Origin of the sequence: Chryseobacterium sp. (assembly GCF_045629545.1) — a bacterium.
In the GTDB taxonomy this organism is placed as follows: Bacteria; Bacteroidota; Bacteroidia; order Flavobacteriales; family Weeksellaceae; genus Chryseobacterium.
On the sequence record NZ_JAZQRK010000026.1, the window covers coordinates 101,453 to 126,071 of the forward strand.

The 24,619-nt window shown below is 33.4% G+C and carries 22 protein-coding genes and 3 tRNA genes; 15 read left to right on the forward strand and 10 right to left on the reverse strand.

The features are described from left to right. Positions 1–5 precede the first annotated feature (5 nt). From bshC to pckA, 5 genes are all read left to right on the forward strand, one after another. Complete coding sequence (gene bshC, locus ACKI42_RS05825; protein ID WP_407403397.1) at positions 6–1,592, forward strand: bacillithiol biosynthesis cysteine-adding enzyme BshC; 1,587 nt, start codon at positions 6–8, stop codon at positions 1,590–1,592. Between the two features lie 37 nt (positions 1,593–1,629). After that, positions 1,630–3,357, forward strand: coding sequence for a LysM peptidoglycan-binding domain-containing protein (locus ACKI42_RS05830; protein WP_407403399.1), 1,728 nt, complete (start codon positions 1,630–1,632; stop codon positions 3,355–3,357). Between the two features lie 57 nt (positions 3,358–3,414). Next, positions 3,415–4,290, forward strand: coding sequence for an ACP S-malonyltransferase (gene fabD, locus ACKI42_RS05835; RefSeq protein WP_407403401.1), 876 nt, complete (start codon positions 3,415–3,417; stop codon positions 4,288–4,290). A gap of 9 nt (positions 4,291–4,299) precedes the next feature. Next, entirely contained in the window at positions 4,300–5,202 is a 903-nt protein-coding gene (locus ACKI42_RS05840) for a GYDIA family GHMP kinase (protein WP_407403765.1), read from the forward strand. 129 nt (positions 5,203–5,331) lie between these two features. After that, positions 5,332–6,948: a phosphoenolpyruvate carboxykinase (ATP) gene (gene pckA / locus ACKI42_RS05845; RefSeq protein ID WP_407403403.1), complete on the forward strand. Its 1,617-nt coding sequence runs from the start codon at positions 5,332–5,334 to the stop codon at positions 6,946–6,948. 34 nt (positions 6,949–6,982) lie between these two features. Here the strand turns inward: pckA and ACKI42_RS05850 are convergent, their stop codons facing one another. Next, positions 6,983–7,399: a type II 3-dehydroquinate dehydratase gene (locus ACKI42_RS05850; RefSeq protein WP_407403405.1), complete on the reverse strand. Its 417-nt coding sequence runs from the start codon at positions 7,397–7,399 to the stop codon at positions 6,983–6,985. Positions 7,400–7,969: 570 nt separating this feature from the next. Between ACKI42_RS05850 and ACKI42_RS05855 the strand changes: the two genes are divergently transcribed. The 4 genes from ACKI42_RS05855 (at position 7,970) to ACKI42_RS05870 (ending at position 11,755) form a co-directional block, all read left to right on the forward strand. Beyond that, positions 7,970–9,937, forward strand: coding sequence for a heavy metal translocating P-type ATPase (locus tag ACKI42_RS05855; protein WP_407403407.1), 1,968 nt, complete (start codon positions 7,970–7,972; stop codon positions 9,935–9,937). 163 nt (positions 9,938–10,100) lie between these two features. Then, a complete protein-coding gene (locus ACKI42_RS05860; protein WP_407403409.1) occupies positions 10,101–10,379 on the forward strand; it encodes a YHS domain-containing protein in 279 nt (92 codons plus the stop codon). Further along, positions 10,366–11,031, forward strand: coding sequence for an SCO family protein (locus ACKI42_RS05865; protein WP_407403411.1), 666 nt, complete (start codon positions 10,366–10,368; stop codon positions 11,029–11,031). The genes ACKI42_RS05860 and ACKI42_RS05865 overlap by 14 nt, the downstream gene beginning before the upstream one ends. Before the next feature lie 49 nt (positions 11,032–11,080). Beyond that, positions 11,081–11,755 carry a superoxide dismutase gene (locus ACKI42_RS05870; protein ID WP_407403413.1) on the forward strand — a complete coding sequence of 225 codons (675 nt, stop codon included), beginning with the start codon at positions 11,081–11,083 and terminating at the stop codon, positions 11,753–11,755. Between the two features lie 109 nt (positions 11,756–11,864). On the opposite strand, the gene ACKI42_RS05875 is transcribed toward ACKI42_RS05870, so the two are convergent. The 5 genes from ACKI42_RS05875 to ACKI42_RS05895 all read right to left on the reverse strand — a co-directional run bounded on the left by ACKI42_RS05875 (position 11,865) and on the right by ACKI42_RS05895 (position 14,210). Then, positions 11,865–11,936 (reverse strand) — tRNA-Glu (locus tag ACKI42_RS05875). Between the two features lie 123 nt (positions 11,937–12,059). Next, positions 12,060–12,131, reverse strand: a tRNA-Glu gene (locus tag ACKI42_RS05880). Between the two features lie 12 nt (positions 12,132–12,143). Further along, positions 12,144–12,398: a 30S ribosomal protein S20 gene (rpsT, locus tag ACKI42_RS05885; RefSeq protein WP_407403415.1), complete on the reverse strand. Its 255-nt coding sequence runs from the start codon at positions 12,396–12,398 to the stop codon at positions 12,144–12,146. Between the two features lie 387 nt (positions 12,399–12,785). Next, positions 12,786–12,860, reverse strand: a tRNA-Glu gene (locus ACKI42_RS05890). 57 nt (positions 12,861–12,917) lie between these two features. Next, entirely contained in the window at positions 12,918–14,210 is a 1,293-nt protein-coding gene (locus tag ACKI42_RS05895; protein WP_407403417.1) for an N-acetylmuramoyl-L-alanine amidase, read from the reverse strand. A 54-nt stretch (positions 14,211–14,264) separates the two neighbouring features. On the opposite strand from ACKI42_RS05895, the gene ACKI42_RS05900 reads away from it, so the two are divergent. The 3 genes from ACKI42_RS05900 (at position 14,265) to ACKI42_RS05910 (ending at position 17,821) form a co-directional block, all read left to right on the forward strand. After that, on the forward strand, positions 14,265–16,853 hold the full coding sequence (locus ACKI42_RS05900; protein WP_407403419.1) for a putative LPS assembly protein LptD: 2,589 nt from the start codon (positions 14,265–14,267) through the stop codon (positions 16,851–16,853). Between the two features lie 138 nt (positions 16,854–16,991). Next, positions 16,992–17,372 (forward strand): RidA family protein, encoded by a 381-nt coding sequence (locus ACKI42_RS05905; protein ID WP_407403421.1) that lies wholly within the window; start codon positions 16,992–16,994, stop codon positions 17,370–17,372. Beyond that, positions 17,372–17,821, forward strand: coding sequence for a hypothetical protein (locus ACKI42_RS05910; RefSeq protein ID WP_407403423.1), 450 nt, complete (start codon positions 17,372–17,374; stop codon positions 17,819–17,821). Before ACKI42_RS05905 ends, ACKI42_RS05910 begins: the two co-directional genes overlap by 1 nt. A 59-nt stretch (positions 17,822–17,880) precedes the next feature. On the opposite strand, the gene ACKI42_RS05915 is transcribed toward ACKI42_RS05910, so the two are convergent. Beyond that, positions 17,881–19,410 (reverse strand): trypsin-like peptidase domain-containing protein, encoded by a 1,530-nt coding sequence (locus tag ACKI42_RS05915; RefSeq protein ID WP_407403425.1) that lies wholly within the window; start codon positions 19,408–19,410, stop codon positions 17,881–17,883. A gap of 286 nt (positions 19,411–19,696) precedes the next feature. Between ACKI42_RS05915 and ACKI42_RS05920 the strand changes: the two genes are divergently transcribed. Both ACKI42_RS05920 and ACKI42_RS05925 read left to right on the forward strand, forming a co-directional pair. Beyond that, positions 19,697–21,067, forward strand: a complete 1,371-nt coding sequence (locus tag ACKI42_RS05920; protein WP_407403427.1) for a rhodanese-related sulfurtransferase — start codon at positions 19,697–19,699, stop codon at positions 21,065–21,067. Between the two features lie 2 nt (positions 21,068–21,069). After that, the gene (locus ACKI42_RS05925; RefSeq protein WP_407403429.1) at positions 21,070–21,642 is read left to right on the forward strand and encodes a 5-formyltetrahydrofolate cyclo-ligase; all 573 of its coding nucleotides are present in this window, start codon (positions 21,070–21,072) and stop codon (positions 21,640–21,642) included. Here ACKI42_RS05925 and ACKI42_RS05930 read toward each other — a convergent pair. Continuing rightward, complete coding sequence (locus ACKI42_RS05930) at positions 21,594–22,181, reverse strand: hypothetical protein (protein WP_407403431.1); 588 nt, start codon at positions 22,179–22,181, stop codon at positions 21,594–21,596. The two genes, ACKI42_RS05925 and ACKI42_RS05930, sit on opposite strands and share 49 nt — an antisense overlap. Continuing rightward, positions 22,165–23,346 (reverse strand): hypothetical protein, encoded by a 1,182-nt coding sequence (locus ACKI42_RS05935; protein WP_407403433.1) that lies wholly within the window; start codon positions 23,344–23,346, stop codon positions 22,165–22,167. Before ACKI42_RS05935 ends, ACKI42_RS05930 begins: the two co-directional genes overlap by 17 nt. Positions 23,347–23,526: 180 nt before the next feature. Between ACKI42_RS05935 and ACKI42_RS05940 the strand changes: the two genes are divergently transcribed. Next, positions 23,527–23,778 carry a hypothetical protein gene (locus ACKI42_RS05940; RefSeq protein ID WP_407403435.1) on the forward strand — a complete coding sequence of 84 codons (252 nt, stop codon included), beginning with the start codon at positions 23,527–23,529 and terminating at the stop codon, positions 23,776–23,778. A gap of 76 nt (positions 23,779–23,854) precedes the next feature. Here ACKI42_RS05940 and ACKI42_RS05945 read toward each other — a convergent pair whose 3' ends face one another. Next, positions 23,855–24,616, reverse strand: a complete 762-nt coding sequence (locus tag ACKI42_RS05945; RefSeq protein WP_407403437.1) for a TrmH family RNA methyltransferase — start codon at positions 24,614–24,616, stop codon at positions 23,855–23,857. Between the last annotated feature and the right edge of the window lie 3 nt (positions 24,617–24,619).

The window sequence follows — 24,619 nt, forward strand, 5'->3', positions numbered from 1 at the left end:
ACAACTTGAAAACAGTTAATAAAATAGCTTTCACAGAAATAGATACAATTCCGCAATTGGTAAAAGATTTCCTGAACCACAGTATTGATGGATTTGAGGACTCTACCTTTTCACTTGAGAATTTCGCAAAGCAAATTCAACATAAAAAAAGTACTTTTGAGGATTTCCAAAGAGAAATTTTATCAGAAGAATTTAGCCGTCAGCTTTCTTACCTTACGCTTTCGATAAAGCAAAAGGAAAATATAGAACTGATAAAGTCTGGTGATACTTTTACTATTACTACTGGGCATCAGCTGAATCTTTTTTCTGGACCAGTCTTTTTTGTATATAAAATTTTGCAGACGATTAAGACCTGTTTATTTCTAAAGAATCATTTTCCAGAATACAATTTTGTGCCTGTATATTGGATGGCAACCGAAGATCATGATTTTGCTGAAATTAATCATTTCAAGACAGAAAATAATTATTACGAGTTTAACGAGAAATTCGGAGGTGCAGTTGGGAGAATAAAGATTACAGACACTGCATTTATTTCAGATTTCGAAAAAGAATTTAAAGATTCTATTTTTGGAACCGAACTTATCTTAATGTTAAAGGAATCTTATCACTCCGGAAATACACTTACACAAGCCATACAATTATTTGTTAATAGACTTTTCTCAGCCTACGGATTGCTTATCCTAGATGGAGACTCTCTGGCATTGAAGCGTCAGATGATTACTGTCTTTAAGGGTGAACTTCTGCATAACCAATTGCAAAATTGGTCTAAAGAAAAAGTAAAATTCCTGACGGAAAAATATGGTAAGGTTCAAGTAAATCCTCGTGATATCAATCTATTTTATTTGTCTGAAAGTAGAAATAGAATAGAAGGTGTAGGAGATCAATTCCAAATTGTTGATTCGGATCAATTTTTTACAAAAGATGAAATTTTATTTGAGCTTGACAACAACACCGAAAGATTTAGTCCAAATGCATTAATGCGTCCTATTTTTCAGGAAAAGGTAATGCCGAATTTAGCTTATATTGGGGGTAATGCAGAGATTATGTATTGGCTAGAGCTTAAAGATTATTTTGAATTTTTAGAATTATCATTTCCTATTTTGATCCCAAGGAACTCCATGTTATTTATCAAACAGAAAACTTTAGGTAAAATAGAGAAGTTGAGTTTAAAACTAGAGAATTTCTTCACCAATTTTACAACCATTACCAATGAAAAAATCTTGGATCATTCTGAAATCTTGAAAACTTTGCAAGAACAAGAAAAAATGCTTATCAACCATTTTGATTCGCTAAAAATATTGGCAGAAAGTACAGAAAAATCTTTTGGAAACATGGTGGCCGCTGAAGAAGTAAGACAACTGAAATCTTTCAAGAGATTGAAAAAGAGATTGCTCAAGGCGGAAAAAGTAAAACAAAGTGAGCTTCTAGAAAGATTAGAAATGCTATTTTTGGAAGTACATCCCGCGAAAACATGGCAAGAAAGGATTTTTAATTTCAGCATGTTTTTCTCTGACAATGGTTATTCTTGGCTTGATGCTTGCTTGAAAGAGATGGACGTGGCAGAGTCTAAATTAATAATTATTGCCATTTAATTTTAAAGAAGTATTTTTGTACATTATAATGTCAGCTATGATAAAAAAGTTTTTTTTACTATCTAGTCTATGTGTATTTTTGGGTATATCAGCTCAGAAAACTCATACTGTTGAAAAAGGTGATAACCCATACAATATTTCGAAAAAATATGGTATCACTGTCGACGAACTACTGAAAAATAATCCCAAATATAAAGATGGAAAGTTAGCCATTGGAGATATCCTAAATATCAAGAAGGCAACTCCTGTGTCCACATCAGTTGCAAAGGCGACTCCAACTCCAGTGGTTACCAGTTCAAAATTGGGCGTTATTATATTGCAACCAAAACAGACCGTGTATGGTATTACTAAGCAATATAAAATCTCGGAGACCGATCTTAGAAAATTAAATCCTGAACTAGATTCTCACCTGAAAATAGGTGACGAGATTACATTGCCACTTGCTAGCATAAAAAAATATGGTGGAAACCAGCAGTCTGCCACTGCCTCCCCAATCATTACTGAGCCAACTCCAGTGAGCAACACAAAAACCAAAATTGATTCTAGCAACGAAAGAGCAACATCCACTGTATCTTCATCTTCCCAGGACGAATATGTAACATATGAAGTGCAATCTGGTGACACTGTGTTTTCTATTGTGAATAAATATGGTGTAACAATAGACGAGCTGATTGCACTCAATCCAGAACTTTCCAAAGGATTGAAAGCAGGAATGGTATTAAAAATTAAAAAACTGGATGCAGCATATGTTAAGAAAAGTGGAGATGCACTTAATGTCGTATTAATGTTGCCATTTGGATATAATTCTAACGAGGCACAGTATAGAAATATGGCGTTGGATTTCCTTACTGGTGCTAAACTTGCTATAGAGAAAAATACATCTAAAGGACAAAAATTAGATATCAAGATTGTAGATTCTGGTAATGAGGCGACTTTCAAGAGTTCTCTTACTCAGATCAATCCAAACAATACCGATCTTATAATTGGTCCATTCTTCAAGTCGAATGTTATCGATCTTTTAGATTTTACGAAAACTCAGAAAATTCCGGTAGTTGCCCCATTTGCCAATTCTCCAGAATTATACAACTATAGCAATTTAATTATTGTTGAAACAAATGATCAAACGTATTCTGATAAAATTGTAGAGGAAGTAAAAACAATTTATTCTAACCAGAAAATATATATTGTAGCAGATTCTAAAAAAGACAATGCCAATTATATCAAAGGAAATCTAGAGAAAGCAGTGAAAGACCCTAATGTTGTGATTATAAATTCAGCTGCAGATATCCAACTGGATCAAAATATGATGACTGGGCAATCTGCACCTGTAATTGCAATTTTAGCTAATAATAATGATAGTGTAGGAGAAGCTTTTTCTTCTAAGATGATTGCACTTTCCAAAGAAGTACAAGGGATGAGAGCATTTAGTATGTATTCAGTTCCGAGTTTCGAAAAGAAAATAGATGAGCTAAGTCAAGCCAATTTGGTTTATCTAATGGATAGAAAAATAAATACTGAAGGTAGTTTCGAAAAAGAAACATTGGCAGCATACAAAGCAAAATATTGTAAAACACCTGGCAAATACGCTATAATTGGTTTTGATGTAGTAAATGATATGCTATCTCGTGAAAACAAAAAAGGCGAAATCTTTAAACAAATGGATAAGGTGCAAACTCAGTTGGCTACCAAATTTGAATTTGTAAAGTCCAAAGCCAATGGTGCTTATGTAAATACAGGATTAAGAGTAGTGAGACTTGTTCCTTAATCTGAAAGATTTTCAACATTTAAATGCTTATCTTTGTAGCAATTTTTAAATAAATAAATGAAAGCACTTATATTTCCTGGGCAAGGCTCGCAGTTTGTAGGTATGGGAAAAGAATTATACGATTCCCGTAAAGACATTAAAGATTTGATGCAGTTTGCTAATGAGGTTCTAGGATTCGACATTCTTTCTATTATGTTTAATGGTACCGATGAGGATCTTAAAAAGACTGAAGTTACGCAACCCGCTATTTTCATCCATTCTGTTGCTTCACTTAAAGCAGTTAATGGTCTTGGAGCAGAAATGGTAGCTGGACACTCTTTGGGAGAATTTTCTGCACTAGTAGCTAATGGCGTTTTGTCTTTCGATGATGGTCTTAAATTGGTTTCCGAAAGAGCTAAAGCAATGCAAGATGCTTGTAATGCAAACCCTAGCTCTATGGCAGCAATACTTGGATTGGCAGATGAGAAAATTGAAGAAATTTGTGCATCTATTGGTGGTATTGTAGTACCTGCAAATTACAACTGTCCTGGACAATTGGTAATTTCTGGTGAAACTGAAGCTGTAGAAGAAGCTTGTGTAAAAATGAAAGAAGCTGGTGCAAAAAGAGCATTACTTTTACCTGTGAACGGAGCGTTCCATTCTCCAGTAATGATGCCAGCACAAGAAAGATTAGCTGCTGCTATAGAAGTTACAAAATTTAGAAAACCAACTATTCCTGTTTATCAAAACATTACTACAACAGCTGTCACAAATCCAGAGGAGATTAAGCAAAATCTGATTGCTCAACTTACAGGCCCAGTTAAATGGACTCAATCTGTAGAAAATATGATAAAAGACGGTGCTTCTAAGTTTATAGAAGTCGGTCCTGGAAAAACACTTCAAGGACTTATCAAAAAAATTGATAATTCAGTTGAAGTTGCTTCTGCAATATAAAATATAATGATGGGCGAGATTTTTTCACCTGGAAAGCTAATGCTTACCTCTGAATATTTCGCTGTAGACGGAGCTCTTGTCTTAGCGGTACCTACCAAGCTAGGACAAGAGTTTTTTTTTAATGAAATAGAAGATGCTCAGTCTATTATAATTTGGGAGGCTTTTCATCAGAATCAACCATGGCTAAAGGTGATTATAAATTATACATCTTGGCAAATAATAGAAACCAACATATCAGCTAGTGCCGAGTTTATACTTAAAGTTCTAAAAAATGTTCAGGCTCTTTCTGAATTTAAATTTAAATCTAACCAATCTTATCATTTAAAAACCAACTTGCAGTTTCCTCCAGACTATGGTTTGGGCAGCAGTTCTACCTTAATGAATAATCTTGCAGAATGGGCAAATATAGATCCTTTTCATCTCAATGCAATAAGCTTGGGCGGAAGTGGATATGATATTGCCGTGGCACAAGCAAAATCTGCCGTCCTTTACAAAAACAAACCAACAAACAATTATAAAACCCTAAAATTTGATCCCATTTTTTCAGATCAACTCATCTTTATTCATCTTAATCAGAAGCAAGATAGTAGAGAAGGAATCAATCTTTATAAAACAAAATTAAAGTCTGAAAATCTTATAAACGAATTTTCTGATATTACAACGAAAGTTTTAAATTGTAGCGAATTGAATATTTTTTCTGAATTAATGTCATTACATGAACGTAAAATATCAGATTTTATTGAAATTCCGACAGTTAAAAGCCTCTATTTCAATGACTGTCCCGTTTTCGTAAAAAGTTTGGGTGCTTGGGGCGGAGATTTTGTGATGAGCTCCAAATTTCCAGGCTATAAAGACTATTTTTGGGGAAAAGGATTTACCACTATTTTTGATTGGAAGGAATTAATAGGCTGATTTTCAATTGATTAAAAGCTCTATTTTTTCTTTGCGATTCTGACTTATATCATTATATTTATCCACGATTAACAATTAATTAATATTTAATTTTGTTAGCCAAGAATAAAATTACAAAATATAAGTAAAATGAAAAACGCTAAAATTAACCAAGATTTACAAAAATTAGGTATAACGGGTGATTACGAATTAATCTATAATCCATCGTACGAGAGGTTATATCAGGATGAAATATCATCTGAAAATCAAGGTTTTGAAAAAGCAGTAGTTACAGAATCAGGTACGGTGTCTGTACAAACAGGTATTTTTACAGGTCGTTCTCCAAAAGATCGATATATTGTCCTTGATGATGTAACCAAAGACACTATTTTCTGGGATGGTAAAGTCAACTTACCTACATCTCCTGAAATTTTCCAATCTTGTAAAGATTTGGTTTTAGACCAACTTTCTAAATCAAAAAAACTATACGTAGTAGATACTTTCTGTGGTACCAACGTAGATACAAGATTAAAAGTAAGATTTATCGTAGAAGTGGCTTGGCAAGCACACTTTGTTACCAATATGTTTATCCGTCCTTCTCACTATGAGCTAGAAAATTACGGTGAGCCAGATTTTGTAGTTATCAACGGATCGAAAACTACCAATCCAAATTGGGAAGAGCAAAACCTAAATTCTGAGAATTTTGTAATGTTCAACCTTACTCAGAAAATCCAAATTATTGGAGGTACATGGTACGGTGGAGAGATGAAGAAAGGAATGTTCGCTATCATGAACTATTACCTTCCATTGAAGGGTATGGCTTCAATGCATTGTTCTGCAAACGTAGGTGAAGAAGGCGATGTAGCTCTTTTCTTTGGTTTATCAGGTACGGGTAAAACTACACTTTCTGCAGATCCTAAAAGATACCTTATTGGTGATGATGAGCATGGTTGGGATAACAATGGAGTATTCAACTATGAAGGAGGTTGCTATGCAAAGGTAATTGACCTTTCTGAAGAAAAAGAACCAGATATCTTCAGAGCTATAAAAAGAGATGCTCTTTTAGAAAACGTTGTCGTGAAAGATGGAGTAGCAGATTACTCTGATAACTCTATCACAGAAAATACAAGAGTATCTTATCCAATCTATCATATCAACAAAATTGTATTGCCATCTAAAGCTGGACACGCTAAGAAAATTGTTTATTTATCAGCGGATGCATTTGGAGTATTACCTCCAGTATCTATCTTGGATGAAAACCAAGCTCAGTATCACTTCCTTTGCGGATATACTTCTAAATTAGCAGGTACTGAGAGAGGAATTACTGCTCCAGAACCTTCGTTCTCGCCTGCATTTGGGGAAGCTTTCCTTACTTTACACCCAACAATGTATTCTAAAACATTAATTAGTAAAATGCACGAACATGGCGCTAAAGCTTATTTGGTAAATACAGGATGGAATGGTACTGGAAAAAGGATTTCTCTTAAAGATACCCGTGCAATCATAGACTCTATCATCGATGGATCTATAGAAAATGCTGAAAAAACTGTAGTTCCAATTATGAATCTTGAGATTCCTACTGCGTTACCTAATGTATCTGAAGGAATTTTGGATCCTAGAGAAACTTATGCTTCAGTAGAAGAATGGGAAGTAAAAGCAAAAGATCTTGCTGCAAAATATATTCAGAATTTTGAGCAATATTGCGATACAGAGGCTGGAAGAAGTTTAGTAGCAAGCGGACCACAATTGCAACAACAAACAATCTAATTCATACAAAACCTCATCGAAAGATGAGGTTTTTTTATATAAAATCATTTAAGCTGAATAAAGCCAGGCGATATCCTCGCATTCCAAACCCAGAAAGCACACTATCGGTGGAAGCAGCCGTTACCGATTTTTGTCGGAATTCTTCTCTTTTGTAGATATTACTGATGTGAACTTCTATTTTCGGCTTTCTAATATTTTTTAAACAATCTGCAATTGCATAAGAATAATGAGTATAAGCTCCTGGATTGATAATTATTACATCAAAATTGTCTTCTTGTAGTCTATTGATAATTTCACCTTCTATATTAGATTGATAATAGGAGATTTCATGATTTTGAAATTCAGATTTTAAATCTAATAGATAATCTTCCATGGACGTTGTTCCATATATTTCAGGTTCTCTCTTACCCAATAGATTGAGATTCGGTCCGTTTACTATTAAAACTTTCATAGGATAAAAGTAATATTTTTTTTCAAGAGAAGTGTTTATTTGTTTTTTAGATTTAGCTTTGTTAGATAACTTATTATTTTCAAATTAAATTTAAACGAATTATGAATGAAGAAATTGAAAATAAGCTCATCACCAAAAATACAAAACCCATCAATATGCGGGTTTTGGTGTAAGATTACTTGAGTGTACAAACTACTGCTTTATCTTTATCTGAAATAGAACTTTATTTCGAACATGCTGATAGAACAACATTATACAGAACGTTAAAAACTTTTGAAGAAAAATAAATTGTACACAGCATAAAAAAAAATAATACTACCAAATAAAAATAGTGACATGACGATTGCAATGAGCACACACACAAAGATTGGCATTTGCATTTTTATTGTAAAATTTGCAAACAAACCACTTGTATAGAAGATATCATATTTCCAGAAACATCTGCTTCTAGCTTAAGAATTGATGAAGTGCGATTATTTGCCAAAGGAATCTGTGAAAACCGTTTAGAGCGTGTGCAATAGTATTGCATAATATAACGTTTTACATTTGTTTAAATTAATCTAATTAATTATGGAAGATTGTTGCAAGACAAAGCCAAAAACTACACACGACCATAATGAGGAGCACGATCATGAGCATTCTCATGAGCATTCTCATAATCACGAAAATGGAGAACAGAGCAATTTTCAATTATTTTTTCCTGTTTCGCTATCTTTTACCTTGCTTATTGTTGGTTTTATTGCAGATCATTGGTTGAAATTAGATTGGTTTTCTGGTTACATCCGTTTAATATGGTATGTTGTAGCCTATATTCCTGTAGGTTTGCCAGTTCTTAAAGAATCATTTGAAGGGGTTACCAAAGGAGATGTTTTCTCAGAATTTTTATTAATGAGTATTGCTACTTTGGGAGCTTTTGTCATTGGAGAATATCCAGAAGGGGTAGCCGTTATGCTATTTTATGCCGTTGGCGAAATATTTCAGTCATTGGCTGTGATCAAAGCTAAGTCTAATATAAAAACTCTACTGGACCAAAGACCTGATGAAGTATCGATACTTGAAAATAATTTACCAAAATTAGTGAAAGCTAATGAGGTAATCGTAGATTCTATTATTCAATTGAAATCTGGCGAAAAGTTAGCGTTAGATGGAGAACTAATTTCTGATACTGGTTCATTCAATACTTCTGCACTTACGGGAGAAAGCAAACCAGATCGCAAGACAAAAGGAGACAAAATATTGGCGGGAATGATCAATCTAAATACAATTTCACTAATAAAAGTTACAGCAACCTATCAAGATAGCAAATTGAGTAAAATTTTAGAATTAGTTCAGAATGCTTCCTCTCAAAAGGCTCCCACAGAGTTATTCATCAAAAAATTCGCAAAAATATATACACCAATCGTTGTTTTACTCGCATTATGCGTAACATTTTTGCCTTATTTCTTTGATCAAGATTATATTTTTAGAGATTGGTTGTATAGGGCATTGGTATTTTTGGTGATTTCTTGTCCTTGTGCTTTGGTAATTTCTATTCCGTTGGGATACTTTGGTGGAATAGGAGCGGGAAGTAGAAACGGAATTTTAATTAAAGGAAGCAATTTTCTAGATATTCTAGCAACCATCCAGAATGTAGTGATGGATAAAACAGGAACGCTGACGGAAGGTGTTTTTAAAGTACAAGAAGTCAAATTTAATAAAGATAATGACGAATCTTATATTTTAAAAATAGTAAACGCTTTAGAAAGCAAAAGTACACATCCAATAGCAACTGCAATCTACGAGTTTGTAGGAGAAATAGATCATGCTTTGCCCATTGAGCAGATTGAAGAAATTGCTGGAAAAGGTTTGAAAGCCAATGTTGATGGTAAAGAAATTTTGGTTGGAAATTTTAAATTGCTAGATCAGTTTAAAATAAATTATAATGTAAAATTAGACGACATCGTTTCTACTGTCGTCGCAGTTGCTTGGGACAAAAAGTTCGTGGGATATATTACCATTGCAGATCGTATAAAAGAGGATGCAAAATTGGCTATCGATCAATTGCACGCTCTCAAAGTGAAAACAACAATGCTAAGTGGTGATAAAAACGCGGTAGTGCAAGAAGTCGCAAATAATTTGGGTATCACAACAGCGTTTGGAAATTTGCTTCCAGAAGATAAGGTAGCAAAACTGAAAGCAATAAAAATGCATAAAGAATCTGTAGCCTTTGTGGGAGATGGCGTGAATGATGCTCCTGTGGTTGCTCTTAGTGATGTTGGAATTGCGATGGGCGGATTGGGAAGCGATGCAACTATAGAAACTGCAGATATCGTAATACAAGATGATAAGCCAAGTAAAATAGCAATGGCTATAAAAATAGGAAAACAAACCAAAAAAGTAGTTTGGCAAAACATCATTTTGGCATTCTCTGTAAAAGTAATCGTTTTATTATTGGGCGCAGGCGGAATTGCCACCATGTGGGAGGCTGTATTTGCAGATGTTGGAGTCGCGCTTCTAGCGATACTGAATGCGGTAAGAATTCAAAGGATGAAATTTTAGTCGGTTATTTTTTATATTAATCTAAAGATGATATTTATTAGAAAGTGATTCTAACTGATTTTTGAGAGGTATCTTTGTAGTAAAGATTTGTAATTTTCTATTTTATTTAAATAGCTATATGATTGGTGTAGCTTATAAATTATTCACTCAAATTATTATCATTATGCAAAAGAAAATCATCTTATACATTTCAATATTATCTTCTATTATCCTTTCTTGTAAACAAGAAACGCCTACAGTAAAACATCAATCGATGGGTGGTTCTACTTCTTCTCAACTGAAAAATATAAAGGTTGTAAACAAAATAGATCCGATTTGTAATATGGAAGTAGAAGGTTTTTTGCAAGATACTATACTATATCAAACAAAAACGTACGGTTTTTGCAGTACCTATTGTAAAGATGAATTTAAGAAGAATCCAGAACAGTATGTTGAAAAATAAAAAAACTAGTGTACTATTGCCGATTGGTATTATCGCAATTTTAATTATAGGGATTATTTTTGGGAGCCGACTTTTTAAAAATAATTTATTTACGGTGATGAAAGTTCCAGATTTTGAACTGACAGATCAGAATAACCAAAAAATATCTAACAAAGATATGCTTGGTAAAGTGTATTTGGTAGAATTTTTCTTTAGTAAATGTCCTACTATTTGCCCTGTAATGAATTCTAATATGAAAGTGATAATGAAGGAGATTAATAATCCGAAATTTGGAATTATCTCTATCAGCATAGATTCTTACAATGATACACCCGAAGTTTTAAAGCAGCATGCTACAAAAATTGGTGTCACTTCAGCCAATTGGCATTTTCTTACTGGTGATAGAACTTATATTGGAAAACTTGCAGACTCTTTCAATATCTATGTAGGAGATGAAGAAGAAGATGGGGAAGGACTCAACCATAGCGGAATGATTGCACTGGTAGATGAAGAGGGAAATATCCGTTGTCGTTTTGATGACCATAAGATGCCCATTTTGTATTATTCTGGCTTAAATTATTCTGATGCTGCTGGAAAAATACCCAAATTTACTGGCAAATTTCATCCAGATAGAGACTTCTTGATAGAAGACATCAAATCTTTGTTGAAATAAAAAAGTGTAACTTTAAAATATAATAGTTAAACCCCATAAACATATACTTATGAAATTTTATAAAATAGCCGCACTTAGCGCTGTGTTCGCAACTCAGTTTGCTTTTGCACAATATACTCAGACTCCTTTGGCATATGCTTATAATGCATTAGAAGGCAACATAGATGCGAAGACAATGGAAATCCACTACACAAAACACGCTGCCGGATATGCTACCAATCTTAATAAAGCGATTGCAGGAACTCCACAAGAAAAAGAAACACTATTGAAAATTTTGTCTGAAGTTTCTACACTTAGTCCTGCAGTCAGAAACAATGCGGGTGGGCATTTTAACCACGAACTTTTCTGGACGATGTTGACCCCTGAGAAAAACACGAAACCCTCTCCAAAGTTATTAAAAGCAATTACAGAATCATTCGGTACAGTAGATGCTCTTAAAGAAAAAATAAGCAAGGCTGGTGCAGATCGTTTCGGATCAGGTTGGGCTTGGTTGTCTGTAGGTAAAGATGGTAAGTTGTTTGTATCCTCTACTCCAAACCAAGACAATCCTTTGATGGATGTTGTAGAAGAAAAAGGAACACCAATTCTTGGTATTGATGTTTGGGAACACGCATACTACCTGAAATATCAAAACAAAAGAGCAGACTATCTTACAGCAATCTGGAATGTGTTGAACTGGAAGGAAGTTAGTAAAAGATATGAGAATGCAATAAGCAAGAAATAATAACAGTTACTGATCATGCGTTTACATTTTGTAAGCGCATTTTTTTTGATTTTGACATAAAATATAAGACATAAAAAAAGCACTGAATGATTTCAGTGCTTTTGCTTAGTAGCCCGTAGGGGAGTCGAACCCCTCTTACCAGGATGAAAACCTGAGGTCCTAACCGATAGACGAACGGGCCTACTATGTGTTATGTTATTCCAAACCTAACTAAATTTTGTTTGCTTTCGCAGAGTTTCTTTTTCTAAAATTGAAAAAGAGTAAATAAAAGAGACAGACTTTAAGGTAAGTCTCTTTTATTTAGTAGCCCGTAGGGGAGTCGAACCCCTCTTACCAGGATGAAAACCTGAGGTCCTAACCGATAGACGAACGGGCCAACTATAATTAATTACGCTAATTTGTTAACGTGCTTAGTTAATTTACTTTTCAAGTTAGCTGCTTTGTTCTTGTGGATGATATTTTTCTTAGCTAATCTATCCAATAAAGAGATAACTTTTGGCAATTGCTCTACAGCTGCAGCCTTGTTGTCTTCGTTTCTTAATACTTTCAAAGCAGTTCTAGCTGTTTTGTGGTAGTATCTGTTACGAACTTTTCTCTTTTCGTTTTGTCTAATTCTTTTTAGTGCTGATTTATGATTTGCCATATCGTTCAAATGTGAGTGCAAATGTATAAACTTTTTTCTTTCCAGCCAAATTTATTTTTAAAAATTTTAAAAAAATATTTTTTGAGGCTTTTAGCAGTTTATCTAATGCTTGTTTTTTTATTATTAAATTAATTAAGCTCCTTTTCTAGCAAACGATCTTTTTTTTACAATCAAATCATCTACAACTTCTTCTAGTTGGGCAATCATCTCAATTATTAAATTTTAATTATTTCTTAATTTTTAGATTTTTTACCCTTCAAAATTCTCCTCAACTTTGCTCTTTCAAAACCATTCATTTTGAGTAATTTAAACTCGCATTTTACTGTTTTTTTCTAGCTAAAAATAATCAATAAACATGAATATTTTTCACTAAAGCACAATCAAATTTGGTAGCCTATAGGGGAATCGAACCCCTGTTGCCAGGATGAAAACCTGGAGTCCTGACCACTAGACGAATAGGCCAAATTTTGAGTTTGCAAAACTAAAGATAAAGTTTCAAACTTCAAAATTATTTTACGATTATTTATAACTTTTTTGAATAATCGTGTTTCTAATGCCTTTTTCTTCTACTTGTTTTTGCAATTTTACAGCATCCTCTAATGAGTTTACTCTCCCATAAGTATAATAAAACATGCCATTCTTCTTTTCTCTTTGCATGTCTTTCAAACTTAAAATTAGTGGAGAATTTGCGCTTAACTTATCTTTCCCTATATAAACTTCAATAGTGTAATATCCAGTGCTCATTTTCTGATTGGGCATAAATCCAACTGCGTAGGCATTTTTAAAGCCTGCATCTTTAGCTGTTTTTAGATTAATATCTTTAATGCTAGCCATATTGGTAACTCCATAGTAATATTTGTAGATCCCATTCTCTTTTAATGGTAGAATGTAATTAAGACCCTTTAGTGCAGGATCATTTTCGTTGTATTTTATAGCAGAAGTCATCAGTAGAATTCTAAAATCATTTTTTAAAGGTACCTCAACTTTTTTCTCAGGTTCTGGTTTTTTCACATTCGCTACATACCCAGATTTTCTATCGAACAATTTTTTATAATTGATAATAGCATTATAAATATTTTCTGCTACTTGCTGTTGTCCGCTTGCTGAACTTAGATATATTGCATCTTCGTAGTTATTTACAAATCCAGTTTCGATGAGTACAGATGGCATGGCACTTCTTCTTAGAATGTGAAGGTTAGCTTGCTTTACACCTCGAGAAAATCTTCCAGATTTTACAAAATTTTCTTCTACAAAACTTCCTAAAATCAAACTGTTTTCTAGGTATTTGCTTTGTTGAATTTTTAATGCTATAAGTGATTCTGGAGAACTAGGATCATAAGATGAGAAAGTTTCTCTATCTTTTTCATCCAAATAGATCACATTATTCTCTTGCTTTGCAACTTCCAGATTTTCTTTATTTTGTGCGGGTCCCTGTACAAATGTTTCAGTTCCTTTTGCAGTAGCAGACTTGCTTGCTGAAGAATTAACGTGAACTGATATAAACAAATCTGCTTTGCTCCTATTTGCAATGTTGGTTCTGTCAGTAAGTGATGGATACTCGTCTATTTTTCTAGTATAGATAATCTTGAAATCTTTGTTTTTCTCTAGCATGGCTCCCAATTTCAACACTACGGCTAGGGTAACTTCTTTTTCTAATACATTACCTACTTCTGCATAATTACGGTTGGCACCATGATCTCCTCCTCCATGTCCTGCATCCAAAACAACAGTGAATTTTTTTTGAGCATCAGCAAATTGTGTAGAAAGAAAAAAGAGAAATGCTAAAATTATTCTAAAATTTAGTTTGTACATCTTACAGTTTTAAAAATTATACTAATTTTGACCTTTAATTATATAAATAAAAAATTGGACAAAACCGTCTTCAAAAATATATTACAATTTTTAATTATCCTAATTTTTAACAGTTTTTTAGCACAACAAAAACCTAAAGAAATGCTTAAAAACACGGTAGTTAATGATACCATTCCCAAAAAGGACACCGTAGTTGTAAAAACAGAATCTCTACAAGATATATTGGAAACAAAATCTGATAATATGAGAAGAGATATACCCAATAGAATGACCTACCTCCTGAAAAATGCGCAGGTAAAATATCAGGATATGCAGATTGAGGCAGATTACATCTCCATTGATGATAAGAAAAGTATATTCTTCGCAAGAGGAAAACAGGATTCTTTAGGTAAAATTGTAGAACTGATAAAAGTGACACAAGGAGGGAAAACCTATGAGACCACAGATTTTAGTTATAATACTAAAACACGCCAAGCAATTGCTTACAACGCTAGAACTGAAGAAAGTGAAGGGGTCATTGTGGCTCAAAAGACAAAAAAATACAATGATTCTGTATTTGTGATGCGAAAAGCATTATTTACCACAGACGATTATTTTCTTAAAAAGAAAGATACAGCAGCAGATTATCATCTATTAGCTTCTCATATCAAATTGGTGAAGGGAAAAAATGGATCTCAAGTAATTACAGGTCCAGTGCAAATGTTTATAGAGCAGGTTCCTACCCCATTGGTAATGCCATTTGCTATACTTCCATTTTCAGAGAAGAGATCTGCGGGAATTTTGATCCCCAGTTTTGGAGAAAGAGAAGATGTAGGCTTTTTCTTGAATGGAATTGGGTATTACCAGCCAATTGGAGAACATTTCGATATGAAAGTGCTAGCGGACATCTATACCAAAGGAAGTTGGACTCTAAGACCAGAAATGAACTATCTTAAAAAATACCGTTACTCTGGAAACTTCGCTGCCGATATCGGAAGCACCGTAAGAGGTATAAAAGGTCTTGATAATTATACTAAGACGGGAACCTATAGAATTGCTTGGAGACATTCTCAGGATTTGAAAGCCAACCCATTTCTTACTTTTTCAGCTTCTGTGGATGTAACAAGCCAAACTTTTTATAATAATACAGTTAACAACAGTTATATCATGGATCAAAGTGTTCTGAGAACACAACAGAATTCTACGATCTCTCTTACCAAAAGATTCTTAAAACTTCCTGCTACTATCACTGGAACCGCATCCTATCAACAAAATTTTGCTACAGGATTGGCAGATTTACGTTTACCACAAATGAATGTTGCTATTAATCAATTTTATCTTTTCGGTTCAAAAACGGGTGTCAGACAAGGTTTATTGGAAAATATTACTGTAAATACGGGTCTGAATTTTACCAATTATGTAAGTACGGAGGAGGGAGAGCTTTTCAAAAAAGCAATGTGGGATAAGATGCAAACTGGACTTAAAAATAACATATCTTTGGGTACCAATACTACCTTTGCCAAATATTTTACATTTAGCCTTAATGCTACTATTGATAATGCTTTAACTACAAAAACTCTTACTAAGTTCTATGATCCAATAGAAAATGTGGTGGTAGATAAAGTGAATAAAAAAATTGCAGGATATTCTACTTTTTCTACCAGTGCAAGTTTGCAAACGATGTTATACGGAATGCTAAAGTTTAAAAAAGGTTCTGCTGTAGAAGCAATAAGACATATGGTAACCCCAAGTGTGAGTTTTACCTATGCACCAGATTTTGGGGAGATGAAATACGGTTATTTCAAAAATTATTCTGATGCCAATGGTGCTCTTACTCCTTATTCTATTTTTGATGGAGGAAACATAGGTCGACCTACTTCTGGTATGGTTGGAGCGCTAGGATTTAATATTGGCAATAATATTGAAATGAAAGTAAAATCTAAAAGTGATTCTACGGGAGTAAAAAAAATGAAAATTTTTGAGTCTCTTAATATTTCTGGTAATTATAACTTTGCTGCCGACTCTCACCCGTGGTCTGTGATTTCTATCAGTGGACAATCTTCTTTTTTTGATAATAAACTGAGCGTTAATACGAGCCTTATGCTAGATCCATACAAAACAGTATTTGCACCAGGAGAGGAGATAGGGGTAAGGAGCGAAGAATTTGGAGCATTCAGTTTGCAAGGATTTAATGTTCAACTTTCTTATCCCTTAAGTAGCGAGTTGTTTGGTGAGAAAACAGATTACAGCAAAAAATATTCTACTAAAGGAGAAATACGGAACGAAAATTATTATTTTGATAATGACAATTATGCCCATTTCGATCAAGCTTGGACGCTTAACATTAATGCAAACTACGCCTATTCTAAATCCTTATCTAGAACTGCCAATAAGATAGCTTCTATTGGGCTAGATGGTAGTGTAAAACTAACTCCTTATTGGAATATTAATGGAAGTACACATTACGATATGGTAACCAAAGATTTGGCGTATACTAGAATTGGTTTCTCTAGAGATCAGCGTAGTTTTACTATTAATTTCAATTGGGTTCCTTTCGGTCAGTATAAAGTGTACGACTTCTTTATTGGGATAAAAGCTAATATCCTGAGTGATGCCTTGAAGTATAAGGATAGAAGTTTTACCCAACCCAATGCTCCTTTCTAGTATAATCATGATATTTGAATTTAAATTTTATCTTTGCAGCGAAAATAAAATTCATACATTTCACTTCTAAAACAGAATTTTTATATTTTAAAGATAGAAGTGAATGCATAAAATCATAGAAAAATTAATTAACTTCATATGAAAAAAATAATTTCTACAAAAAATGCTCCTGCAGCAATTGGTCCTTATTCTCAAGCTAATTTTGCAAATGGTATTTTGTATATTTCTGGACAAATACCTGTAGATCCTGCAACCAACGAACTGGTAGAAGGTATTGAAAATGAAACTCATCAGGTAATGAAAAATCTACAAGCTATCCTTACTGAAGCTGGGATGACTTTTAAAAACGTAGTGAAGGCAACTATTTTTCTTAAAGATATGGGCGATTTTGCAGCAGTAAATGAAGTATATGCTTCCTATTTGGAAGAAGGTACTTATCCTGCCCGAGAAACGGTACAAGTGTCTCGCTTGCCAAAGGATGTAGATGTAGAAATTTCTATGATTGCACATCAAGAGTAATGAATTTTCTTAGAAATACATTTGCCGTTCTGGTAGGTCTAGCTATTGCAGGCCTCATTATTACTTTTGGGATAAGAGTATTTCCTCGTTGGAATACTTTTGATGCATTTGCCCCCTTCGAGCAATGGCAAAGATTTTTAGAAAGCTTACAGCATGATAGTGCTTTTTTTGGTTTTTTATTATTTATTTCAGGTTTAGGAACAACCTTTGGTGGTGTAGTAACGGCACTTATTGTGAAGTACGCTAAAGTTGCTTATGCGATTCTCATTGGGTTTATCATGTTGTTTATTGCAATGCTAGATGTCATTATATTTCCTTATCACCCTACCTTTTACAAAATCTCTATTTTTCTTGTATTTTTTCCATTCTCCTGGATTGGAGGAAAAATTGTAGAAGTAATTTATGAAAGAAAGAAGAAAAGAAAAATTTTAGAAAAACTAAATCAATAAAAATAAAAAAAAGCGTTGCAAATTTGCAGCGCTTTTTTTTTGTTTAATTCTGAAGGGTATTAAGGCATTTTAAAGCCTCTTTGATAGCCTCTACCATAATCATCCATATATTTAATCTGTACGGTTCCTGAAAATTTATTTAGGATATTTTCAACATCTTTTTGAGAGTTTACAGGTTTGCCATTGATCTCCGTGATAATATATCCATCTACAATTCCTGATTTAGCCATTTCGCTACCTTCCACTACATTCTTAGCTATAACCCCGCTATTTAGCCCATAGTATGCTTTCGCTTTATCATCTATAATCTCAAATTCTGCTCCTATTTTCTCAGTAATGGTAAGGTCAGATTTAGATCTAGATGAGGTTCCACCATTCTGATCTTTTAGAGTTGCTGTAGTTATATTTTCCTTCCCATCTCTTAAATAAGTAATCTGAACTCTATCGCCAGGTCTTTTACTTCCTACAGCTACAGAAAGATCTGCAAAGTCAGTAATAGCATTTCCATCTATTTTAGTAATGATATCTCCAATTTTTAGGCCTGCATCTTCTGCACCACTTTTATTAGAGAATCCAGATACATACATACCAGATCCTACTTTAAGGTTGACTTTTTTCTCTTTATTGTAAGCAGCTACCAATTGGTCATTAGATAGGTCAATAGAATTTACACCTAAGAAACCTCTTTGTACAATACCAAATTTCTTAATATCCTCTACAATTTTTCTAGCTAAATTAGCTGGAACCGCAAAGCCATAACCTTGGTAATATCCCGTAGTAGAAGAAATTGCAGAGTTGATCCCTATTAATTCACCATTCACGTTTACAAGTGCACCCCCAGAATTCCCAGGGTTAATTGCAGCATCAGTTTGTATAAAACTCTCAATAGGATTGCTTGCTTTTCCCTGTTGACTCAAGATTCCAATTCCTCTACCTTTAGCAGAAATAATACCCGCTGTTACTGTAGAGTTAAGTCCCATAGGGTTACCAACAGCAATTGCCCATTGACCTACTTGAATATTATCAGAGTTAGCAAAGTTCAAAAAAGGTAATCCTTTTTCTTCAATCTTTAGTAACGAAATATCTGTGTTGGGATCTGTACCAACTAAGGTTGCAATATATGTTTTTTTGTTACTAAGTACTACTTCTAGCTTATTGGCTCCAGCAACTACGTGATTATTTGAGATGATATAACCGTCCGGCGAAATAATAACACCAGACCCCATCCCAGAAGGCATATTATCTGGTACTTGCTGTTGTTGTTGTCTCTGTTGTCCTCTACCATTTTGAGGGCCAAAAAAGAAATCGAAAATATCTTGATCAGATGCTCTATTTGAAGTAGATCTGGTCTTATAATTTTTTATGGTTACTACAGCAGGAACTGTGGTCTTTGCTGCATTTACAAAATCGTCGCCAATACCTGCTGTATTGAGCCCTACAAATGAGGCATTATTAGATTTTGTAAAATAAGAAGTATCATCAGAATTGCTATAGCTATTTCCGATGTATTGTTGTACGCCAACTGTGGTTGCTCCTGAAAGTACACCAACAACGACAAAAGGTAGTAGTTTTTTTAAAGAATCCTTCATTGTATATATTCTTTTTATTATTGGTTTTAGTTGAACACGAATTTACTGTTAAATTTATATACAATTACTATGCTATAATTTATTTTTAACTAATTTTTAACGGCTATATCTTACTTTTGTACATTTTGTCATAAAAGTATTTCTTTTTTTAACATTTATTTAAATTTACCTGAAAAATTTGGTTAAAAACTGTCAAATCTATTCTATTTGAATAGACTTTTATTTAATTTCTAAAAATTACTATATTTGCAAAATAATAAATTTTCTCACTTAAACCGTTTATAGCATGCAACTGTATAACACATTAAGCGCAGAAGAAAGAGCTCAACTTATTGATGAAGCTGGTAAGGATCGTCTTACATTGTCTTTCTATGCGTATGCCAAAATTGAAAACCCCAAAAAATTTCGCGACGACTTATTTATAGCTTGGAACGCATTAGATGCATTAGGCCGTATTTATGTAGCGCATGAAGGTATCAATGCTCAGATGAGTATTCCTGCAGATCATTTTGAGGAGTTTAGAAATACATTAGAGGTATACGATTTTATGAAAGGTATACGTCTTAATGTAGCTGTAGAGCAAGACAATCATTCTTTTTTAAAATTAACGATCAAGGTAAGAAACAAAATTGTTGCCGATGGTCTTAATGATGAAACTTTTGATGTAACCAACAGAGGGATTCACCTCAAAGCTAAAGAGTTTAATAATCTCCTAGAAGATCCGAATACAATAGTGGTAGATTTTAGAAATCATTATGAGAGTGAGGTAGGACATTTTGAAGGAGCCATAACACCAGATGTAGAAAACTTCAGAGAAAGTTTACCTATTATCAACGAGCAACTACAAGATTACAAAGAAGACAAGAACCTTCTGATGTATTGTACAGGAGGTATCCGATGTGAAAAAGCCAGTGCTTATTTCAAACATCAAGGTTTTAAAAATGTATATCAGCTGGAAGGTGGGATTATAGAGTACACTCGTCAGATCAAAGAAGAAAATATAGAGAGCAAATTTATTGGTAAAAATTTCGTTTTCGATCATCGTTTGGGTGAGCGTATTACAGATGATATTATTTCTCAATGTCATCAATGTGGTAAGCCTTGCGATAATCACACCAATTGTGCGAATGATGCTTGCCATTTGCTATTTATTCAATGTGATGAATGCAAAGCTGCGATGGAGAATACATGTTCTTCAGAATGTTTAGAAACAATACATCTGCCAGTAGAAACTCAGATTGAACTTAGAAAAGGTTTACAAGTCGGAAATAAAATTTTCCGTAAAGGTAGATCAGAATCTCTGAAGTTTAAAATCTCTGGAGATATGGCAAACAAGCCATTGGCGAAGATAGATCCCAAAAATGTTTCTAAGAAAAGTAAGGTTAAGAAAATTTATCTTGGTAAAGCAGAACATTACTATACAAAGTCTCAGATCGCTCAATTTTTAATAGAGAAAAATGAATTGGCAGTTGGAGATGAGATTCTTATTTTGGGACCCACTACAGGAGAAGAGCATGTAACCATTACCAATCTTTTCGTGGATGGTCAGCCAAGCGACAAAGCACAAGAGCAAGATCAGATTACATTTGTACTTCCTTTTAAAGTACGTCCATCAGACAAAATTTATAAATTAGAAAAAATCGAAGAAAACGCATAGTAATGCTGAAATCTGATCTTAGAAAAATATATTTACAACAAAGAAAAACCTTGTCATCTGATGAGGTTTTATTGTTATCTGAGAAAATTTCTCAGCAGTTCGTCCAATTTTTTAAGCCTAAAAAAAATCAAAAGCTTCATCTATTTTTGCCTATTGCAAAATTTGTAGAGATTGAAACAAAATTTATCCTAAACAATTGCTTAGAAAATCAAATAAGAGTTTTTGTCCCTAAAGTAGTTGGAGATGATTTAATATCTGTTGAAATATTTGAAGACTCTATCTATGAAACAAGTTCTTGGGGAATACAAGAACCTATTTCAAATGATGATGTAGGGCTTAATGACTATGATTTTGTGATCACACCACTTTTATATTGTGATCATTTAGGGAATAGAGTTGGATATGGCAAGGGATTTTATGATGGATTTTTCAAAAACCTAACAGATAAAACAAAAAAAATCGGAATCAATTATTTTAATCCCGATGAATCTATTGATGATGTCTGGGTAAATGATATCCGATTAGATTATCTCGTTACACCGACTGAAGTGCTGTCTTTCGGAGAAGATTTCTGAAAGAAGTTGACAAAATAAAATTTGAATTCTTTTTTAAATTGTACTGGCTTTGACACCAATGTATACTGAGCATTCCTTTGGAAAATTCCTAACGACTTGTTTTTACTATCAAAATATTCAACACTGAAGTTGGCATAATCTAAAGTGTCAGAGTTTTTTATTTCCTGACTAACCTTCAGGTTATTTACATATACCTTTTTCACTTTTAGACTTTCCAATTCCTTAAATAGAGGTTTGAACGTAAGGCTATCTGGCTGGTGAAAATAACCTTTCATTTGGTTGTAAATGGTAGAATCTATCACGGTGTTTTTGTTTCCAGAAAGATATAATGTGGATAATTCTAATACTTCCTGTACCTTTTGTCTCGTTATATCATTTATTACTTGTGCGCTATCCAACTGCATGGCTGGATAGGTAGATTTATTATTACTATTTCTCAGCTTATCCAAATCACTAACGGTCTTCTCATCTTTTTTTACACAAGAAGCGACTATTCCTAGCAGCATAACAAAAGCCAAAAATTTACTGATTACTTTCATTGGAAGATATTTTAAATTTAATTGAAACTATTTTTCCCTTCTGATCGGTCTTCATCTCGATTACAGAAAGGTTTTTTAATGAAGTGGTCGGGGTGGTGACTAAGGTAATGTATTTTTGTTTATCTAAAGTTTCAATACCATAAATTTCATTATCATACACTTGATAAATAACTGCATTATTGCTAATGCGATCCTCTAGTTGTTTCCTTTTTATATTTAATTGCTCGAGATTTATTTGGTCTGATGATCCACCAGAAACATCTTTTGTAGAGAAGTAAGCCACCGCCATTTTATAGTCGTCTGGTTTCATTTCTATTGTTTCTTCTTCAGGGGCATTCTCAAGATTTCTATTCACTTCTAGATTTTGATACACTGTAGAGCTTATCTGCATTTTGAGGTTTTTGTCCTTGGTCTGGTAATGAAAGCACTCTCCAGGTTTTATGCGATAAAAGAGGGGAGATTCATTTTGTTTAATAACCTTTATTTCAATCACACTTTTTACATTTTGGTTTCTATCTGCGTCAGTAAAACAATAGGTATATGTTTTTTGGAATAATTCATCTTTAAAAATAAATAATCCTACCAAAATAGCAATAATTACTGCAGCAGAGATTAAAATGTATTTTAAAATAGATTTTCTTAATGTTTTTTCACGCTCAAAAGTAGTATTTGTAATTGGTTGTTGATTGTGTTCAATTGTTTGATTATCAGTTGGGTTATTTTGTAAAATTGGTTTTTTTAACGTGATTTCATCATGCTTTTCTGCTACAGCTTTAATTTTTGTTGAATCGAGTTGATGTGTACCTACAACTTCTGTTTCTTCAGTTATATTTTCATCAATCTCATGCTCGTTAGTCAGCGATTCTCCTGCAAAAAGATGTTGTTTTTTAAATTCGTACCATGAATTGTAACCCGTATAGATACTCAATAAATTAAGCATATCTATTCGTGGCAGTTTGGTCACCGGAGAGTTTTTGAAGTAAGTATAAAATGACTTTTCGCTGATGTTTCCTTTAGCTTTTTTTCTAAGATCTTCTTGAAAATAGATGATATCTATCCCTTTCCATTTTGATATATCATCAAAGGAAGGAGTGTATTCTTTAAGATATTGAGCTTGTACCTCTCTTTTGAGTTGCTCAAAATGCAATAAATCTAAATCTGTCAATTTATTTAAAAATGATTAAGTTATTGATTTACAGTAGTATTTATTTGTAAAACTGTTTTACAAAGGTATTACAATTATTTTTCATAAACAAATTTTGTAGTTGCTATACCTTTGTCTTGTTCAAATATCAGAACAGAATACAATATTAAACAATATTAACAAAATTAAATTTAATTTATTATGAAAAAGTCATTATTCGTAGCTGCTATCGCTGCAATCTCTTTAGTTGCTTGTAAAAAAACTGAAGCTACTACTACTGAAAACGCTGTTGATTCTACAATTGTAGCAGGTGATTCTACTATCGCTGCTATCGATTCTACTGCTGGTGCTGCTGTTGATTCAGTAAAAGCTAACGCTAACGCTGCTGTTGATTCAGTAAAAGTTGCAACTGAAGTTGCTAAAGAAGAAGTAAAAGATGCTGCTAAGAAATAATTAGCAACTCTCTAAACATAAAGAAACCGCCTTGCATTGCAAAGCGGTTTTTTTATGCTTAAAATTGGTCTTACATTTAACTTTTCTGTCTCAAAGCTTCATAGCAAGTAATCGCCACAGCGTTACTAAGATTCAGAGAGTCTATACTTCCCACCATTGGGATCAAAGTATTTTCACCTTTACCATACCAGAAATCGCTGAGTCCAGAATGTTCCGTACCAAATAATACTGCTGATTTGGTGGTGAAATCTCTAATTTGTATCATTTCAGAACTTTCATCCATTATGGTAGTGTAGATATTATAGTCATTGTCTTGCAAAAATTTCAAGGTATCTTGGTTTTCTGCTTGGTAAACATTCATCCCAAACAAACATCCAACACTAGATCTGATGACATTCGGATTATAAAAGTCAGTTTTAGCATCAGCAATTATTAATGCGTCAATTCCAAAAGCTTCACAACTTCTAATAATAGCACCCAAATTCCCAGGTTTTTCCACTCCTTCAACAATAATAATAGTGGAGTTTTTACTTGGTTGAAAATCGCTAAGGTTTTGTTCTTTGGTTTTATAGATCCCTATAATTCCTTCTGATGTGCCACGATAGGCTATTTTTTCGTAGATTTTTTCAGAAACATAATGTATTTTCTCTTGCGGTAATGTGCCTTTGAAAATGCTTTCGCAAATGAAAAATTCTACAGGTTCGAATTGATAATTTTGTGCTCTTTCGTTTTCTTGTTGTCCTTCCACTACAAACACACCAGATTTTTTTCTAGAACGGTTGTCTGTAAGTAATTTGGTGATGTGCTTTATCTTTTCGTTTTGAAAACTTTCAATCATACT

Bases quoted from the DNA above. Each gene is read 5' to 3' on its own strand.
- ACKI42_RS05830 (WP_407403399.1), top strand. From the start codon at position 1,630: ATGATAAAAAAGTTTTTTTTACTATCTAGTCTATGTGTATTTTTGGGT.
- fabD (WP_407403401.1), top strand. From the start codon at position 3,415: ATGAAAGCACTTATATTTCCTGGGCAAGGCTCGCAGTTTGTAGGTATG.
- ACKI42_RS05840 (WP_407403765.1), top strand. From the start codon at position 4,300: ATGGGCGAGATTTTTTCACCTGGAAAGCTAATGCTTACCTCTGAATAT.
- pckA (WP_407403403.1), top strand. From the start codon at position 5,332: ATGAAAAACGCTAAAATTAACCAAGATTTACAAAAATTAGGTATAACG.
- ACKI42_RS05850 (WP_407403405.1), bottom strand. From the start codon at position 7,399: ATGAAAGTTTTAATAGTAAACGGACCGAATCTCAATCTATTGGGTAAG.
- ACKI42_RS05855 (WP_407403407.1), top strand. From the start codon at position 7,970: ATGGAAGATTGTTGCAAGACAAAGCCAAAAACTACACACGACCATAAT.
- ACKI42_RS05860 (WP_407403409.1), top strand. From the start codon at position 10,101: ATGCAAAAGAAAATCATCTTATACATTTCAATATTATCTTCTATTATC.
- ACKI42_RS05865 (WP_407403411.1), top strand. From the start codon at position 10,366: ATGTTGAAAAATAAAAAAACTAGTGTACTATTGCCGATTGGTATTATC.
- ACKI42_RS05870 (WP_407403413.1), top strand. From the start codon at position 11,081: ATGAAATTTTATAAAATAGCCGCACTTAGCGCTGTGTTCGCAACTCAG.
- rpsT (WP_407403415.1), bottom strand. From the start codon at position 12,398: ATGGCAAATCATAAATCAGCACTAAAAAGAATTAGACAAAACGAAAAG.
- ACKI42_RS05895 (WP_407403417.1), bottom strand. From the start codon at position 14,210: ATGTACAAACTAAATTTTAGAATAATTTTAGCATTTCTCTTTTTTCTT.
- ACKI42_RS05905 (WP_407403421.1), top strand. From the start codon at position 16,992: ATGAAAAAAATAATTTCTACAAAAAATGCTCCTGCAGCAATTGGTCCT.
- ACKI42_RS05910 (WP_407403423.1), top strand. From the start codon at position 17,372: ATGAATTTTCTTAGAAATACATTTGCCGTTCTGGTAGGTCTAGCTATT.
- ACKI42_RS05915 (WP_407403425.1), bottom strand. From the start codon at position 19,410: ATGAAGGATTCTTTAAAAAAACTACTACCTTTTGTCGTTGTTGGTGTA.
- ACKI42_RS05920 (WP_407403427.1), top strand. From the start codon at position 19,697: ATGCAACTGTATAACACATTAAGCGCAGAAGAAAGAGCTCAACTTATT.
- ACKI42_RS05925 (WP_407403429.1), top strand. From the start codon at position 21,070: ATGCTGAAATCTGATCTTAGAAAAATATATTTACAACAAAGAAAAACC.
- ACKI42_RS05930 (WP_407403431.1), bottom strand. From the start codon at position 22,181: ATGAAAGTAATCAGTAAATTTTTGGCTTTTGTTATGCTGCTAGGAATA.
- ACKI42_RS05940 (WP_407403435.1), top strand. From the start codon at position 23,527: ATGAAAAAGTCATTATTCGTAGCTGCTATCGCTGCAATCTCTTTAGTT.
- ACKI42_RS05945 (WP_407403437.1), bottom strand. From the start codon at position 24,616: ATGATTGAAAGTTTTCAAAACGAAAAGATAAAGCACATCACCAAATTA.